14 protein-coding genes are annotated in these 16,977 nt (G+C 57.5%); 12 read left to right on the top strand and 2 right to left on the bottom strand.

Features of this window, described 5'->3' with window-relative positions:
• Position 1: 1 nt before the first annotated feature.
• Positions 2–823: an HAD-IIB family hydrolase gene (locus tag EKM86_RS00460; protein WP_125754541.1), complete on the top strand. Its 822-nt coding sequence runs from the start codon at positions 2–4 to the stop codon at positions 821–823.
• Positions 824–969: 146 nt separating this feature from the next.
• Here EKM86_RS00460 and EKM86_RS00455 read toward each other — a convergent pair whose 3' ends face one another.
• Complete coding sequence (locus EKM86_RS00455; protein WP_125754540.1) at positions 970–1,563, bottom strand: TetR/AcrR family transcriptional regulator; 594 nt, start codon at positions 1,561–1,563, stop codon at positions 970–972.
• 159 nt (positions 1,564–1,722) lie between these two features.
• Between EKM86_RS00455 and EKM86_RS00450 the strand changes: the two genes are divergently transcribed.
• From EKM86_RS00450 to EKM86_RS00415, 8 genes are all read left to right on the top strand, one after another.
• Positions 1,723–5,055, top strand: coding sequence for an MMPL family transporter (locus EKM86_RS00450; protein WP_125754539.1), 3,333 nt, complete (start codon positions 1,723–1,725; stop codon positions 5,053–5,055).
• Positions 5,056–5,122: 67 nt separating this feature from the next.
• Entirely contained in the window at positions 5,123–5,695 is a 573-nt protein-coding gene (locus tag EKM86_RS00445) for an LOG family protein (protein ID WP_125754538.1), read from the top strand.
• Positions 5,696–5,948: 253 nt separating this feature from the next.
• On the top strand, positions 5,949–6,848 hold the full coding sequence (gene glyQ / locus EKM86_RS00440; RefSeq protein ID WP_125754596.1) for a glycine--tRNA ligase subunit alpha: 900 nt from the start codon (positions 5,949–5,951) through the stop codon (positions 6,846–6,848).
• A complete protein-coding gene (gene glyS, locus EKM86_RS00435) occupies positions 6,848–8,914 on the top strand; it encodes a glycine--tRNA ligase subunit beta (RefSeq protein WP_125754537.1) in 2,067 nt (688 codons plus the stop codon). The genes glyQ and glyS overlap by 1 nt, the downstream gene beginning before the upstream one ends.
• A 124-nt stretch (positions 8,915–9,038) precedes the next feature.
• Positions 9,039–10,859, top strand: coding sequence for a DNA primase (dnaG, locus tag EKM86_RS00430; RefSeq protein WP_125754536.1), 1,821 nt, complete (start codon positions 9,039–9,041; stop codon positions 10,857–10,859).
• Between the two features lie 19 nt (positions 10,860–10,878).
• Positions 10,879–12,192 carry an RNA polymerase sigma factor RpoD gene (gene rpoD, locus EKM86_RS00425; protein WP_125754534.1) on the top strand — a complete coding sequence of 438 codons (1,314 nt, stop codon included), beginning with the start codon at positions 10,879–10,881 and terminating at the stop codon, positions 12,190–12,192.
• A gap of 100 nt (positions 12,193–12,292) precedes the next feature.
• On the top strand, positions 12,293–13,000 hold the full coding sequence (locus EKM86_RS00420) for a tRNA (adenine(22)-N(1))-methyltransferase (RefSeq protein WP_125754533.1): 708 nt from the start codon (positions 12,293–12,295) through the stop codon (positions 12,998–13,000).
• Positions 12,984–13,778, top strand: a complete 795-nt coding sequence (locus EKM86_RS00415) for a Nif3-like dinuclear metal center hexameric protein (protein WP_125754531.1) — start codon at positions 12,984–12,986, stop codon at positions 13,776–13,778. Before EKM86_RS00420 ends, EKM86_RS00415 begins: the two co-directional genes overlap by 17 nt.
• Positions 13,779–13,829: 51 nt before the next feature.
• On the opposite strand, the gene EKM86_RS00410 is transcribed toward EKM86_RS00415, so the two are convergent.
• Positions 13,830–15,230, bottom strand: a complete 1,401-nt coding sequence (locus EKM86_RS00410) for a C69 family dipeptidase (protein WP_125754529.1) — start codon at positions 15,228–15,230, stop codon at positions 13,830–13,832.
• 195 nt (positions 15,231–15,425) lie between these two features.
• Here EKM86_RS00410 and EKM86_RS00405 point away from each other — a divergent pair, with 195 nt between their 5' ends.
• From EKM86_RS00405 to EKM86_RS00395, 3 genes are read left to right on the top strand one after another with little or no spacing between them, the layout of a single operon-like run.
• Positions 15,426–16,346, top strand: a complete 921-nt coding sequence (locus EKM86_RS00405; protein WP_125754528.1) for a YitT family protein — start codon at positions 15,426–15,428, stop codon at positions 16,344–16,346.
• Positions 16,347–16,379: 33 nt separating this feature from the next.
• The gene (locus tag EKM86_RS00400) at positions 16,380–16,565 is read left to right on the top strand and encodes a 2-hydroxymuconate tautomerase (protein ID WP_125754526.1); all 186 of its coding nucleotides are present in this window, start codon (positions 16,380–16,382) and stop codon (positions 16,563–16,565) included.
• 12 nt (positions 16,566–16,577) lie between these two features.
• Positions 16,578–16,925 (top strand): metal-sulfur cluster assembly factor, encoded by a 348-nt coding sequence (locus EKM86_RS00395; protein ID WP_056988955.1) that lies wholly within the window; start codon positions 16,578–16,580, stop codon positions 16,923–16,925.
• The last annotated feature ends 52 nt before the right edge of the window (positions 16,926–16,977 follow it).

Here is a 16,977-nt window from a genome sequence, read left to right as displayed (position 1 = left end):
CATGACACCAGTGAAACTGATTGCCAGTGACTTAGATCGAACGTTGCTGCTGGATGACAGCAGTCTGCCGGTGGGCATTTTTGACCGGGTCAAGGCGCTGCACGCGGCCGGCATCGAGTTTGTCGCCGCCAGTGGCCGGGGCGTTTACACACTTGAAGACCTTTTCGCCCCGGTGCGCGAGCAGATGAGTTTTCTGGCCGAAAATGGTGGGGTCCTCAAGCACGCCGGCCAGGTGGTCGGGGCGACGTATCTCACGCCGACTCAGGTGGCGGAGATCGTGAACTTTGTTCGCACTCAGGATGACGCGATCGCGATTGGCAACGGGCTTGATGCCACCTACCTTGACGCGCACGAGCGGCAGTACCAACCGGCCCTCAGCAGCTTTATCACGCGCTTCAAGATCGCCCCTGATTTAGCCAAGCTGGATGCGCCGCTCGCGAAGCTCTCGCTGTATTTCCCGCACGGCGGCGCTTACGATGCCATCGAGCCGATTTACCAGCCGCGGTTTGGCCAAGAATTAGCGCTGACCGTCGGCGGGCCGACCTTTATCGATGTCATGCCGAAAACGACCAATAAGGGCAACGGCCTGACTCAGCTCGGCGCCGTGTTGGGGATCGCGCCGGAAGCCATGATGGCCTTCGGCGACACCAACAACGACATTGAAATGATGCAAACGGTTGGGTATCCGGTGCTCGTCGACAACGCCACTGAGAACATGTGGCAGTATGGTAAGTATCACACCAAAACCAACCAGCAGCACGGTGTTCTGGCCGCAATCGACCGCGTCCTGGTAGGTGAGCTGCCGGCGCTGATCGGCAAATAAAAAGGCTGAGACATAAAGCGGGTTTAGCCCAAAGCACAAGCGCCCCTGCACCGTGATTTGTTTTTCAAAATCGCGGTGCAGGGGCGTTTGTGTGCTTGGGCGTTGCTTTATGAAACGCGACTAGGCAATTTTGGCTTACTTTATTTTTAGGCTAAGGCCTTGAGCATGGTTGGTGCGAGCAGCTCCTGCGCGTAAGCCTCGGCTGTTTTCAGTGAGACGTGATGGCCGGCCAGGAAGATCCATTCGAGGATCAACAGAACGGTGGTGCTGTAATGCTGCGCCACCAGCTCCATCGGCGTTTCGAGGCGCTTGGGCTGATCGCTGGCGGCCATGAGGTTTGAGAACACCCCAGTGAAGTAGTTAGTGAAGTTAAAGACGAGCGGCGAATCCAGCGGATTGTGGGCGACGACTTTGACCAGCAACTCTCTGTGCGTGTCGAACACGTTGTAGATCTGCGCGAACGCCTCCAGAAAGGTCTCGCTGCTTTTGGCGGCGGACAGGGAATCCAGCTTCACTTCTTGGCGCAGCCGATACCAGCAGTAGGTGAGCAAGTCGTACTTGTCATCAAAGTAGTTGTAAAACGTCGCGCGCGGATAGTCAGCCTCCTGGCAGAGCTCATTGACGCTGATCTTGTCAAACGGCTTTTCACCAAGCAAATTAAACATGGTTTCTGAAAACGCATACAGGGTTCGTTTAGCACCGCGCGTGAGTTTCTGGCTGGGATCGTATTTCATTTTCATGTGCTCCTTCAGTCTGTTTTCTGGACTATTTTCAGCTATTGTCTAAATTCAGACGATAGGCCATTCATTGTCCCTTGTCTGACTTTCGACTGTACTTTATCATAGCCTTGAACGTTTGACAAGTGTCTAAAAGTATACAAGTGATTGAGGGGTTCTCACATGAAGAAATTTTTCGAACATCATGGTTTAGCAGCCATTACCTGGCTGATCGTCGTTGTGTTGGCGGTCGTGTTTATGCCCGATGTCAACGCCTTAGTGCGCGACAACGGCGCGGTGAAATTGCCAAACAATGTCGAAAGCGAAGTTGCCACGCGCATCCAGAAAAAGGCGAATGGCAAACCAGTGCGCACCTACACGGCGGTTTTCTCAAACGGCAATCAGGCACTCACTGCGGCTCAGACCAAGCGTATTGATCGCACGCTGCACGACCTGAAAAGCGAGTCCGGGCTGCGCGTCAAGTCGGTGATGCGGCCCAACGATAACGCGGAAACGCGCAAGCAGCTGATTGCTAAGGACAAGACCACCCAGCTGGCGCAGATCACCGTTAAAGACGGCCCGCTGGTCAAGACACAGGTGGCCAAGCTGCGCGCTCAGCTGAAGGTCAAAGGGTTGAAGACGTATGTGACCGGTGCCGATGCCTTAAATGACGACTTCACCAACGTCACGGAAAAAGGCATTCAAAAAACCGAGATCATCGCGATCATCTTTATCTTTATCGTCCTGATCATCGTGTTCCGCTCGCCCATTGTCCCAGTGTTATCACTGGTCAACGTTGGGGTCGCCTTTATCACCAGCTTGAGTGTGGTGATGAACCTAGCGAAATACGTGAACTTCCCAATTTCCAACTTCACTCAGGTCTTCATGGTCATCGTGCTGTTTGGGATCGGCACGGATTACAACATCCTGCTTTACGATTACTTCAAGGGTCAGCTGGCCAAAGGCAAGTCTGCGCTTGAGGCGACCCGGGCGACTCGGCGCCACGGCGGCCGCACCGTGTTGTACTCCGGGGTCTCAGTGCTGATTGGCTTTTCTGTTTTGTGGCTGGCGAAGTTCTCCTTCTACCAAAGTGCTTCAGCAGTTGCAATCGGGGTGCTGGTGCTGCTGCCAGTGCTATTGACCTTGAACATGTTCTTCATGGCCACTTTGGGGGCCAGGATGTTCTGGCCGAGCAAGATCGATGGCGCTGAAACCTCCAGCAAGCTGTGGTACGGCCTGTCTCGCGCCTCGATGAGCAAGCCCGCGCTGTGGCTGGCAGCCATCGCGGTCCTGGCGGTCCCGTTTACCCTGGCCATGATGAATGCCAAGGAGAGTTTCAATAACGCAGAAGAAGTGCCAAGCACCTACCAGTCCAAACAGGGCTACCTGGTGATTGAAGACCACTTCTCCAAGGGAATGACCGAGCCGGCGACGGTGTACATTCAAAGCAAGACGCCGATGGACACGCCGGCCAAACTGGCTGCCGTCGACGAACTCACCCAGTACCTGCAAAAAGAACCTGGGGTCAAAACGGTGGCGTCGGTCACCGAACCGGGTGGCAGCAAGCTTGATCAAATGTACTTGCGCTCGCAGTTGAACACGATCACGAAGGGCCTCAAGACCTCCGAAAAGGGCCTGGCCACAATCAAGTCCGGGCTCAGCGGCGCCAGCACCCAAATGAAGGCCGCCAATGTGTCCGGCAGCATGGGCCAAGTCCAGCAGCTCGCCAACGGGACTGATCAGCTGCAAAGCAAGATGCAGGAGATGCAGGCTGGCCTGAGTACGTACACAGCCGGCGTCAATGCGGCGAACACCGGCGCCCAGAGCCTGAGCAAAGGGGTTTCGGCTGTGAATACCGGGACGCAAACCTTGAATCGCAGTGCCGGCCAGCTGGCGAGCGGCGCAAGTCAGCTCAGTCAAGGCGCGCAGGCGGTCAGTGCCGGCGTTGATCAAACAAACGCCGGTGCGGCCAGCTTGAGTCAGTACGCCGGTCAAGTCGCCGGTGGCACCAGCCAGCTAAACGCCAGCGTGCAAAGCCTCACGCAAGGCGCCGCCGGGATGAGTACGCAGCTGACCGCCCTTCAAAGCAGTTTGAAGGCGTATCAGGCCCAGGCCCAGCAGCTGGTGGCTTATCTGAACAGTCAACCCGGCCAAGGGCAGGCCATGGGCAGTCAAACTGCCGCGGCGCTCAACCAGCTGAATGCCGGCTTAACGCAAATTAACGGCGGCACTGCGGCCCTGCAAAATGGTATGACCGAAGCCAGCCGCGATGTGCCAACGTTAAATAATGGTGCTGCGCAGTTGGCCAGTGGCGCAGCGGCGCTCAGCCGCGGGACGGGGACCTTGAGTCAAGGCACCCAGAAGTTGGCCGCCAACCTGGCCGCGTTGAGCCTTGGCACCAACCAAGCCGTCAGCGGCATTGGCACGTTAGCCAGTGGCACCGGCCAGGCGGCGGCAGGCGCTTCGACTTTAGCCGCCGGAACCGGCAAGTTAGCGGCTAATAGCGCCACCTTGAATAGTGGCGCCGGCCAGCTGACCGCAGGCAGTCAGCAGGTCAACGCTGGCGTGCAGGAGTTGAACACCAAGCTCCAGCAGATGAGCAGTCAGCTGACCAAGCTGGAAGATGGGTTAGGGTCTGCGACCGATGGGTTATCTGCCTTGGAAAAAGGGTCAAACTCCATGGATCAGTACCTGACTGAGCTTCAAGGGTCGTACATGGGCAACCAGTTCTACCTGCCTAAAGCTTCGGTCCATTCCAAGGCCTTTAAGCCGGCACTTGATGCGTACATGTATGACAACAACAAAATCACCACGATGACCATCGTGCTGAAAGGCGATCCGAACTCCGATCAGACAGACAAGCGCTTTGGCGTCTTGCAGCGTGATTTGGCGGCCAAGGTCAAGCACAGCAGCCTGGCTGGCACCACCGTCGCGATTGGCGGCCAAACCGCTCAGAATCACGACCTGCGCAGCCTTGCGAACGGCGACTTCCTGCGCACCGCCTCGATCATGGTGATTGGGATCTTCATTGCGCTGATTTTCGTTACCGAGTCCGTGCTGCAACCGATCACGATCCTCGGGACTTTGATCACTGCTTATGTCGCCTCAATGGGCATGACGCGGCTGCTGTCCAATGTTGTGTTGGGTCGGCCGCTGCTCAGCTGGAACACGCCGTTCTTCACGTTCATCATGCTGATGGCCCTTGGCGTCGACTACAGTATCTTCCTGATGGTTCGCTTCCGCGATGGGCGTCAGGAACCTGACATTCGCATCCGGATGCTGAAGGCAGCCACGATCATCGGGGCAGTCGTCCTGTCCGCGGCGGTGATCCTGGGCGGCACGTTTGCGGCCCTGATGCCTAGTGGCGTCACCACGCTGATTCAAGTCGCGCTGGGCGTCATCATCGGCCTGATCTTACTGGTCATCTTGTTGCCGATCACGACGTCGGCACTGGTCAGCTTGAACGAGTGGCACAACGAGCGTGAGCACAAGGCGCCAGATCAAGACGAAGACTAATGTTTGACAGGACCCGCAGGCTTAATGACTGCGGGTTTTGTGGTATTCTGGCAGCGGAGGTGGCGCAATGAGAAAAATGGCGGTGTATTGTGGGGCCTATTCAGGCGGCCCAGTCTATGAGCAGGCGGCCCGTGAACTGGGCGAGTGGCTGGTCGCAAACCAGTTTGAGTTAGTGTACGGCGGCGGTGGCGTCGGCCTGATGAAGACGCTGGCCGAGGCCGTGCTCTCGGCCGGCGGCACGGTGCACGGGGTGATGCCGGAGAATCTGTATGCGCGCGGCGCGGCCCTGGCCGGATTACAGAACCTTGAGGTCGTTTCGGACATGGCGGCGCGCAAGAAGCGAATGCTGGCTTTGGCGGACGCCTGCGTGGCGCTGCCTGGCGGGGCCGGCACGCTGGAGGAGATCAGCGAGGCCTTCTCCTGGGCGCGGGTGGGCGATAACGCCAGTCCCTGTGCGTTTTACAACGTGGCGCATTATTACGATTCCCTGGCGACCTTTTACGATCAGATGGTCGAAAAAGGGTTTCTGTCCGCGGCGGATCGCAGTAAACTGTTGTTCACGGCGGACTTGTCCGCCCTTGGGCAGTTCATCGACCACTACACGCCGCCGGTTCTTCGCACCTATCCTAAACAGGGCTGAACTTGACCAGCAGGTGGGGCGTGCTATACTTAATGCAATTGAATCGGTGATGAGAAAAAGCGTCGCAGGCCATGGGCCATGCAGCGAGCAGGGGACAGTGAAAGCCCTGCCGGCCGAGCTGCGACGGGCGTTTTCGAGCCATGTTTAAGTAAGGGCAAGTCTCTGACTTGAAGTAGGGTGGAACCGCGCGCAAGCGTCCCTATGCTGATTTTGGCATAGAGGCGCTTTTTTCATGACCAGAAAAGAGGAAGCAATGAGCAAGAAAATGAGTGTCCAGAAAATGATTCAGACCCTGCAAAACTTCTGGGCTGACAAGGGCTGCATGCTGATGCAGGCCTATGACACAGAAAAAGGGGCCGGCACCATGAGTCCCTACACGTTCCTGCGCGCCATCGGCCCGGAGCCGTGGGCCGCGGCGTATGTTGAGCCGTCCCGGCGGCCTGCCGATGGCCGCTACGGGGAAAACCCGAACCGCTTGTACCAACACCACCAGTTCCAGGTCGTGATGAAGCCGTCGCCGGAGAATATTCAGGACTATTACCTGGATTCGCTGCGCGCTTTGAACATCGACCCGCTCGAACACGACATTCGCTTTGTTGAAGATAACTGGGAGAACCCGTCAATGGGCTGCGCCGGGGTTGGCTGGGAAGTTTGGCTTGACGGCATGGAAGTCAGCCAGTTTACCTACTTCCAAGTCGTTGGCGGCCTTGAAGTCTCACCGGTGACCAGCGAGATCACCTATGGGGTGGAGCGCCTGGCGTCCTACATTCAGGACGTGAATTCGGTGTTCGACCTCGAATGGGGCGACGGTGTGCTGTACGGCGACATTTTCAAGGAACCAGAATACGAGCACTCCAAGTACTCCTTTGAAGAGTCCGACCAGGACATGCTGCTGAAGTTCTTTGATGCGTACGAAAAAGAGGCTTGGCGCCTGATGGATCTCGGGCTCGTGCACCCGGCTTATGACTACATCTTGAAATGCAGCCACACCTTCAACCTGTTGGATGCGCGCGGCGTGGTTTCGGTCACCGAACGAGCCGGCTATCTCAGCCGGATTCGCAAGATGGCGCACAAGGTCGCGCGGGCGTTTGTTGAAGAGCGCAAGAAGCTGGGCTTCCCGCTTTTGAAGCACCAAGTAGAGGAGGCAGACTAATGGCAACATACTTACTAGAAATCGGTTTGGAAGATATGCCCGCCCATGTGGTCACGCCAAGCGTTAAGCAATTCGCGCAAAAAGCCGGCCAGTTTCTCAAGGACAACCACCTGGATTATGAAACAATCAACACCTATTCCACTCCGCGCAGGTTGACGATCGAAGTGTTGGGTCTGGCGGCCAAGCAGGCAGATACCGAAGAAGACGTCAAAGGCCCGGCCAAGAAAATCGCGCAGGACGCGGCCGGCAATTGGAGCAAGGCCGCCATCGGGTTCACGCGCGGTCAGGGGATGACCGTTGATGACATCGAGTTCCGCGAACTGAAAGGCATCGAGTACGTTTACCTGCACAAGCAGACAGCCGGCAAGCCCGCGTCAGCGATTTTGCCTGGGCTGGTCGACGTGATCAAGAGCTTGACTTTCCCCACCCGCATGAAGTGGGGCAGCTACGATTTCGAGTATATCCGGCCCATTCACTGGCTGGTTTCGCTGCTTGATGACCAGGTGGTGCCGATGCAGCTGCTGGATATCAAGGCCGGCCGCCGCACCGAAGGTCACCGCTTCCTTGGCCATCCTGTCGACTTGAAGCAGGCCAGTGATTATGTTGAAGCCCTGCGCGGCGAGAAGGTACTGGTCGATGCCGACGAGCGCAAGGCCTTGATCAAAGCCCAAATTGAGAAAATCGCCACGGATAACCAGTGGCAGATCGACCTGGATCAAGATTTACTGGAAGAGGTCAACAACCTGGTTGAATGGCCAACCGCCTTTGCGGGCCGCTTTGACGAGAAATACCTCGAAATTCCAGAAGCCGTGTTGATCACCTCAATGAAGGACAACCAGCGCTACTTTTACGCCCGCGACCAAGCAGGCAAAATGGTCAACGCCTTCATCGGGGTCCGCAACGGCAACGCCGATCACCTCGACAATGTGATCCGGGGGAACGTCAAGGTCCTAACGGCACGCCTGGAAGACGCCGCGTTCTTCTACGCGGAGGACCGCAAGAAGACAATCGCCCAGTTTGTGGATCGCCTGAAGACCGTCAGCTTCCACGACAAGATCGGGTCGATGACGGAGAAGATGGCACGCGTGAAGACCATCGCCGGGTTGCTGGCGGATCACGTGGGCCTTGCAGACGCCGACAAGCAGAAGCTGCTGCGGGCGGCTTCAATCTATAAATTTGACCTAGTCTCCGCGATGGTTGGCGAATTTGCCGAGCTGCAAGGGGTGATGGGCGAGGTCTACGCCACCTTGGCCGGGGAGGATCCGGCCGTCGCGCAGGCGATTCGCGAACACTACGAACCGATTTCTGCGGACGGGGCACTGCCGCAATCGACAATCGGCACGCTATTGGCAATCGCCGACAAGTTCGACTCCGTGATGAGCTTCTTTGCTGTTGACCTGATCCCGACTGGCTCAAACGACCCTTACGCGCTGCGCCGGCAGGCATACGGCATCGTCCGGATGGTGGCCGCACAGCACTGGCAGTTCGATGTGTCCGCACTGCAGAAACAGGTCGTCGCGCAGCTGACCCAAAATGATCAGCTGGCCGGCCTCGACTGGGGGAAGAATCAGGCCGCCGTCGCTGACTTTTTCCGCGACCGCGTGGGGCAGTTCCTAGGCACCGGCAAAATCCGTCACGACATCTTGGACGCCGTGCAAAACGCCCCAACAGTCGACGTCACGGGGATGATCGACGCCGCCAAGATCCTCACTGCACATCAGGACGATCCTGACTTTAAGGCGACCATGGAAGCCCTCGGCCGCGTGCTGCGGATTGCCGACAAGGATCCACAAAATGTGGCGGTCAACGTGGCGTTGTTTGAAAACAGCACCGAAAAGGCGCTCCACGACGCCGTCAGCACGGTCAAGGCTGACTTTGATGCCCAGCCGAGTGAGGCGAATTACCAGGCGCTGCGCGGGCTGACCGCGGTCATCACCGATTACTTTACTGAAACGATGATCATGGCTGATGATAAACAGGTCCGCACCAACCGCTTAGCCGAGCTGACCGGGCTGGCCAGCCTCATTCAACAGTTTGGCGACATCACCGCCGTCATCGTTAAATAGCTTGCTTTTCCGCGGCACACCGGCTATACTATAGCTTGTATTAGTCTGTCGTAAATGGCAAAAACGAAGTCGCATTTCAACCTTGAAGTGCGACTTTTTACCGCTATGGGAGGGAGGATCACGGATGGCTCGAATCCCGAAAGAAGTGATCGATCAGGTCCGCACGACCGTGAATATTGCCGATTACATCGGCCAAGTCGTGCAGCTGCGCAAGCAAGGCCAAAATCTGTTCGGTTTGTGCCCGTTTCAGGCTGAGCACACCCCCTCGTTTTCGGTGTCGGAAAGCAAGCAGCTGTTTAAATGTTTCTCCTGCGGGCGCGGCGGCAATGTGTTTGATTTCGTCATGCAGTATGACCATGTCACCTTTCCTGAAGCCGTGGCCAAGGTCGCGGCGTTTGCCAACATCCCGCTGGGCGTGACGGTGACCCCAACGCGCCAGCCGGAAGACCCGGCGAAGACGCGGCAAAAGCAACTGCTGCGCGAAGTGACCGACATGATGCACCACCTGCTGGTCAACACTAAGGGTGGCGAGCCCGCGCTGGCGTATCTCACAAACCGGGGACTGAGCCAGGCCACCATCGATCACTTCGAAGTCGGGTACGTGCCCGCCGACCGGAGCTTGATGAAGAAATTTTTGGACAGTCGCGATGTCAGTTACGACGAAGAGCGCGCCTCTGGGCTGTTCGTCGAGGATGATCAAGGGCACCTGTTTGATCGCTTCAACGATCGCGTCATGTTCCCGCTGAAAGATGCGTACGGCGACGTGATCGGATTTTCCGGGCGCATCCTCACCAAAGAGGCCAGTCAGGCCAAGTACCTGAACAGCCCCGAAACCGCCTTGTTCAACAAACGTGACGTGCTGTTCAATCTCGATCAGGCCAAAAATGCGTTCAAGGAAAGCGGCGCGCTGCTGTTTGAAGGGTTCATGGATGTGATTGCGGCCTACCAGGCGGGGGTGCCAAACGGCATAGCCTCAATGGGCACGAGTTTGACGCAGGAGCAGGTCGGCATCATTAGCCGCCAGACTAAGCGACTCACGATTTGTTACGACGGTGATGCTCCTGGCCAAAGCGCCGCAGACCGCGCCCTGGCACTGGTAAAAGACCACCCGCAGCTGCAAGTGGGCGTGGTGGTGCTGCCTGATGGTCAAGACCCGGATGACTTCATCCAGGCCAAGGGCGCTGAGGCGTTTGCCAAGCAGGTCCAACACACGCTGACGCCAATTGGCTTTCGCCTGAACTACCTGGTGCAAGACCGTGATTTGACCGCCGACCAGGATAAGCTGGCGTACATCGATGCGGCTCTCAAGGAAATTGCCCAGGAAAGGGAGCCGGTCGCGCAGAGCCTGTACCTCAAACAGGTGAGCGATTTGACCGGGGTCCCGGCCGAAACCTTGCGCCAGCAGCTGCCATCAATCAACCCAAAGCCGGCCACTAGCGAAGACTGGGGTACCCCGCCACCGCCGCCGGAGGACTTTGGCCAGCAGGCGGCCGCGCCGCCGGTTGCCGCGCCACATTACGACCGGTTTGAAAAGGCCGAACGCCAGCTGCTTCAGCTGAGTTTCCACCAGTCAGCTGTGGCCACGCGGCTTCATCAAACTGACTTCCAGTTTCCTGATGCCGTGTACCAGCAGTTGTTTGATGCTTGGGTCGCGTACGCCAAAAGCGACCCGTCACCCACGGTCGCCGGATTTATCGATACTTTGGATCCAGCAACCAGTCCCACGGTCGCGACCCTCGAGTTTGAGGATCACCCTGAAACGGATGATGACGGCGTCACTGCGCTGATTCAAGCGATCGCGCAGGGCGGCGTCAAACGATCGCTTCAGGCCGTGAAGCAGCAATTGGCCCAGGCGCAGCAGCTTGGCGATAACGCCACTGTTGACGCGTTGTTAGATAAGTATATTCAGCTGCAGCGTCAGCTTAAGACTGCAGCTGAAGAATGAAGTTATAGGAGGCACTTTTATGGCTGAAAAAGAAACTGCAAAGAAACAAACCATCAAGAAGACGACTGAGGCCAAACCAGCCGCCAAGCGCACGGCCAAGAAGGCGCCTGCTTCCAGCACCAAAGCTACCACCGCGGCGGCGAAAAAAACCGTCACCAAGGCAGCGACTAAGTCCACTGCCAAAAAGCCGGCGGCAAAAAAGGCATCAGCCAAGGAAACTAGTGCTAAGCCTACTGACGCAGAGACCAAGAAATACGATGCCGCAGTCAAGAAGGTGATCAAGGACTACAAGAAAGATAAAGAAATCACCAACGAAGAGCTGGTCAAGCAAATCGTCAAGCCATTCGCGCTGAAGAGCGAAGCCGTCGATGACCTGATGCAGCAGCTTGAAGACAACGGGATTTCGATCGTGGATGAAAACGGCGATCCGGCCGAAGCCAGCTTGAAGAAGGAAAAGCCGGTTTCCAAGAAGGCCTTATCCGACATGTCCGCGCCAACCGGCGTCAAGATCAACGACCCTGTGCGCATGTACCTGAAGGAAATCGGCCGCGTGCCGCTTTTGACGGCGGACCAGGAAGTCGATTTGGCCCTAAAGATCGAGCAAGGTGATCAGGAAGCCAAGCAGCGGCTGGCCGAAGCAAACCTGCGGCTGGTCGTGTCCATCGCCAAGCGCTATGTTGGGCGGGGGATGCAGTTCCTGGATCTGATTCAGGAAGGGAATATGGGTTTGATGAAGGCCGTCGAGAAGTTTGACTACCGCAAGGGCTTCAAGTTCTCGACTTACGCGACTTGGTGGATCCGTCAGGCCATTACCCGTGCCATCGCCGATCAGGCCCGCACGATTCGCATCCCGGTCCACATGGTCGAAACCATCAACAAGCTGATTCGCATCCAGCGTCAGCTGCTCCAAGACCTCGGGCGTGAACCAACGCCGGAAGAAATCGGGGCTGAGATGGATATGCCGACCGAGAAGGTGCGCGAAATCCTGAAAATCGCGCAAGAGCCAGTTTCCCTTGAAACCCCAATTGGGGAAGAGGATGACTCCCACCTGGGCGACTTCATCGAGGATGACAACGCGACCTCGCCAGAGGATCACGCCAGCTACGAACTGCTGAAGGAGCAGCTAGAAAACGTGCTTGACACGCTGACTGACCGTGAAGAAAACGTGCTGCGTCTACGCTTCGGCCTCGACGATGGCCGCACCCGGACACTGGAAGAGGTTGGTAAGGTCTTCGGCGTCACGCGTGAGCGGATCCGGCAGATCGAGGCCAAGGCCCTGCGCAAGCTGCGCCACCCGAGCCGCTCCAAGCAGCTCAAGGACTTTTTGGAATAGCAATCAAGGCGCTGGCTGCGGCCGGCGCTTTTTGCTTGCCAGCGACAGCAGTGCTGGTTCGTGTATACTAGACTCATATAATACTCAAAGGAGTTTGATCATGTCACCGATTCATCTATCAAAACGGCTTGCGCATTTAGCGGCGTTGAACAACGACGGCCGCCGCATCGCCGACATCGGCACCGACCACGCCTATCTCCCCATCTATCTCGCCCAAACCGGCCAGATCGACTTTGCTGTTGCCAGCGACATTGGGGCGGGCCCGGTTGCGATTGCCAAGGCTAACATTCATGACGCCGGAATGGTTGACCGCATCGTGGTCCGGCAAGCAGACGGCTTGGCGGGCCTGACGGCGGCAGACGCCTTAGACACAATTTACATCGCCGGGATGGGCGGGCAACTGATCGAGTCGATCATTGACGCCGGGATGGGGCACCTGGATGGCACCGAGACGTTGATTCTCGGGCCCAACCGTGACGCCGAAGCACTGCGCCGCTTTTTGGCTGCGCACGAGTTTGGCATTTTGGATGAGGATCTGGTGGCAGACGCCGGCCACGTCTATCCGCTGATGAGTGTCGGCCAGACCCGGCCGCAGGTGCCTTACACCGAAGCGGACCTAATTATGGGGCCGGTGCTGCGACGCAAGCGCAGCGCGTTATTTGTGCAACAGTTGGCACTGGACATCGAAAAGACGGAAGCCGTCCTGCAGGGGCTGGCCAATGCCAGCGCTGTGCCGGAAGCCAAAATTGCGGCGGAGCAGGCGCGCCTGGCGCTGTTGAAGGAGGAAAGTCATGCTGACCGGAAATGATATCATTACCCAATTTGAACAATTTGCCCCGCAGACCCTGGCGGTGCCTGGGGATCCGGTCGGCATCCAAATCGGGGATGGCACCCGCGCCGTTCATACGGTGTTGGTCACGCTGGATGTGCGGCCGGAGGTAGTTGACGAGGCCATCGCGCTGAACGCGGACATGATTTTTGCCCATCATCCGGCGGTGTTTCACGCCCCGCGGAATCTGAATTACGCCGATCCGCAAAATGCCATGTACGGTGAACTCGCCAAGCATGATATTTTAGTTTACGCGGCGCACACCAACCTAGATCGGGCCAACGGTGGGATGAACGACTGGCTGGCGGAAGCCATGCATCTGACCGATGTGAAGCCGTTTATTGAGGCCGGCGATGAGGCGAACATGGGCCGAGTCGGCGAGTTGAAGACGGCAACCACGGTCGAGGCGTTTGCCCGGGAACTGAAAAGCATCTTTAACGTTGACGGCTTGCGCGTGATTGCCGATGATCTGACGCTGCCGGTGCAAACGGTGGCAGTTGTCGGTGGCGACGGCGGCCAGTTTTATCCGGATGCCCTGAAGGCCGGCGCCGATGTGTTCGTCACCGGTGATGTCTATTACCACACCGGCCACGACATGCTGGCGCATCACTTGCCGGTGATCGACCCTGGCCATCATATCGAATCCATTATGAAAAATAAGGTACGCGAGCTGCTGATCGGCTGGGCTGAGCAGAACAACTGGCCGCTGCACGTGGTGGCGTCGACGCTGAACACCGATCCGTTTACCTTTATCTGACCATGCAAACAAGGCGCCTTCTGCAATTGCAGGAGGCGCCTTTGAATTGCGTTAAAGCTGGTCGTCGGTGTTGAAGTTCAATGGGCTGAGGTCGGCCGACTCTTGAAGCAGCCGCGCAGTGAAGGCTTGCCAAGCCTGTTTAGCAATTGCTGCATTGGCCGCGCTCGCGCTGGTGGCCAGCACTGCCAAATCAGGGGCAGTATTCGCTTGGGCATCGGTTTGGGCGATATTGGCAAGCAGCTTTGCGTGCGTGGCCGACTGGGTTTGCTGCAGCGCCTGCTGGAAGTGCCAGTAGTGGGCGTCGATCAAGACGCTGGCAAGCTTGTACTGCCAGTACGCGGAATCCGGACTGGGCGGCAGCGCGCCGACTTGGTAGTCCAAAGGCGTGGTGGTGGTGCCGGCAAAAAACGGGACGAACTGGCTTTCTGCGGCCACGCCCATGGCCTGCCAGTGGATGCCCGCCAGCTCCTCGGGCAGATTCGGCCGCAGCTGGAGCACGTGACTCTCCTGGGTGCGGGCTAGGCTGATTGGGCGGAAGCGATGCGGGGCAGCAGCGCTGGGATCGACCGGATCGTACGGCGTCTCCTCAAAGTGCCCGCCAAGCACGCGAAAGGCATCATCCACATGCAGCAACTGGTCAGGCTTGAGGGTGAACGGCAGGTCATCCATCGGGCCACTGACGCGGCTCGGCGTCAGACGGCGCTGGCCGTCCCACACCCGCGCCGTGTTGTAGGTGCGATCAAACGGCGTATCTGTGCCAAAAAGGCGGCGAAAATTAAACGGCGTGCCCGGTTGCCACAGGTGATGGGCCTCGGCGAAGGCGGCAAGCCCGGGGCGGGTGAGGTAGTCGGCACTGTTAAAATCGATCACTTCGATGCTCAGCTGGTTGGCCACGACGGCATAGCTGTCATCCGGGATACGCTCGGCAACCCAGTGGTGGCCCGAGCCGATCTCCATGTACCACGCTTCGTCGTGATCGGCAAACAGCACGCCATTGGCTTCACCGGTGCCTTGGGCGGAGATAATCTCGCCCAGCCGCTTGACGCCTTCTCGCGCCGAGTGGCAATAGGGCAGGATTACTGTCACCATGGCTTCTTCCAAGATGCCATCGGGCACGAACGGGTCGCCAGCCAGCACCCGGGCGTTCGCGTAGGCACTTTCGGTGGCGCTCATCGCGACGCCGACTTGGTTGATGCCGGCTTCTTCAAACAGGCCGTACTGATCGGTCCATTCCGGGGTGGCGGTGTACTTCAACGCATGCGCGGGCAAGGAAAGCGTGAACCCGTTGGCTTTGGATGCAAACGGCACCGGATCTGTGCCGTTTGTTTCCGGATGAACGACGAGGCGCTTGGGCCAGGCGGCTTTTGAGTCCTCATTGCGGCCAATCATGACGCTGCCGTCAGCGGTCGCTTTTTTGCCAATCAAAATACTGGTGCAAGATGAACGTGCCATAGTTTGTTTCCTTTCTTTGTTCACAAATCGAGAACAGTTGGGTACGAGTTGCGGGTTTGTGCTTATTATACCCGAAAACGCGCAGTAGGGGCTGTATTTTCGTCAGTTCTCCGTGTATTCTAGGAGGGATGAAACGCCGCGGGCAGGCCATTTCTTGCACGGGTGTTGATAAATTGTGAACAGGTAGGCAGAAGCATGGCAAAACTCACGAAGTTTGTTCAGCACGACACCTTGACGAAAATCGGCGTGGCCCTGGTCAGCGGCCTGCTAACGGCGATCGCCTTAAACTTTTTTCTCACCCCGGCACAGGTGTTTCAGGCCGGCGCGACCGGACTGGCCCAGCTGATTTCGATTTTTCTTCATCGCCTGGGTTTGTCAAGCGGTGATTTGACCGGCTGGTTCAACCTCCTGATCAACATGCCGATTGCTTATCTTGGCTGGCGCAAGTTGGGACGCAGTTTCACCTTGTTCAGTATTCTCAATATTTTGATTATTTCTGGCTTCACCATTGTGCTGCCGGTGCAGTCGTTAACCAACGACCCGCTGATGAATTCCATTTTCGGCGGTGTTTTGACCGGCGCGGCGGTCGGCATTGCGCTGCGCTACGGGTTTTCGACCGGCGGGTTCGACATCCTGTCGATGTACCTGTCGAAAACCACCAGGAAATCGGTGGGCTGGCTGATGTTCGGCATCAACTTGATCATTGTCCTGATTGCCGGGTTTGGTCTGCAGTGGGAAAGCGCGCTGTACACGATTATTTCGATTTACTGCATGACGCGTGTGGTCGACATGATCCACACGTCGAACCAGAAAATCACGGCGATGATCGTCACCGAACACCCGGATGCGGTGGTCGCGGCGGTTTCAGCCCGGCTGATTCGCGGTATCACGGTGATCCCAAGCCGCGGCGGCTTTTTGCACCGGCCCAACACGACGCTAATGATCGTGATCACGCGCTACGAACTGTACGACCTCACTCAGGCGACGTTGGGCGCTGATCACCAGGCCTTCATCGATATCTTGAACACAGTCGATGTAGTGGGCGAATTTCTCACTTCGGATGAGCAAGACGCCAAGCGGCGGGCACCTGTTCAAGCGCCGCAATCTCGGGTATAATTTGGGCAAGAAGCAAAACTAAGGAGTGATCACATGCCACTAGTCCACATTGATCTGTTAGCAGGCCGGACCCCGGAGCAGTTGGCCAAAATGTGCCAGGACGTGACAGCTGCCATTGCCAAGAACACTGGCGCCCCCGCCGAGCACATCCACATCGTGCTTAACGAGATGACGCCGGATCATTATGCGGTTGCCGGGACCTTGAAGGCCAACGAGTAGGAGGCCATGACCATGGCTGATGAGAAAACCACGACGCCTGAGGAAGACGCGTACTTTGCCAAAATGAAAAAGGCAATCGTCAAGGCCCTCGAAGGGGTGATCGACCCAGAGCTCGGCGTCGACATTGTCAACTTAGGGCTGATTTACGGCGTTGACCTCGATGATGTCGGGCACTGCGACGTGGAAATGACCCTGACGACCATGGGGTGCCCGCTGACCACGATGTTGGATGACAGCATCCATGAGGCCCTGCTTGCCGTCCCGGGCATCACTTCTGTCGACATTCACTTGGTCTGGTATCCGCAGTGGGGGCCGGAACGCATGAGTCGTTACGCGAAGATGGCGCTGGGAATCCACTAAGCAATTGTGAAGCCGCTGGTGATTCAGCGGCTTTTTCATTGGCAGGGAGGCT

The sequence above is a fragment of the Lacticaseibacillus hegangensis genome (assembly GCF_003946465.1).
In the GTDB taxonomy this organism is placed as follows: domain Bacteria; phylum Bacillota; class Bacilli; order Lactobacillales; family Lactobacillaceae; genus Lacticaseibacillus; species Lacticaseibacillus hegangensis.
The sequence above is the reverse complement of the archived record's forward strand: the minus strand, read 5'-3'. Positions and strand labels throughout refer to the sequence as shown.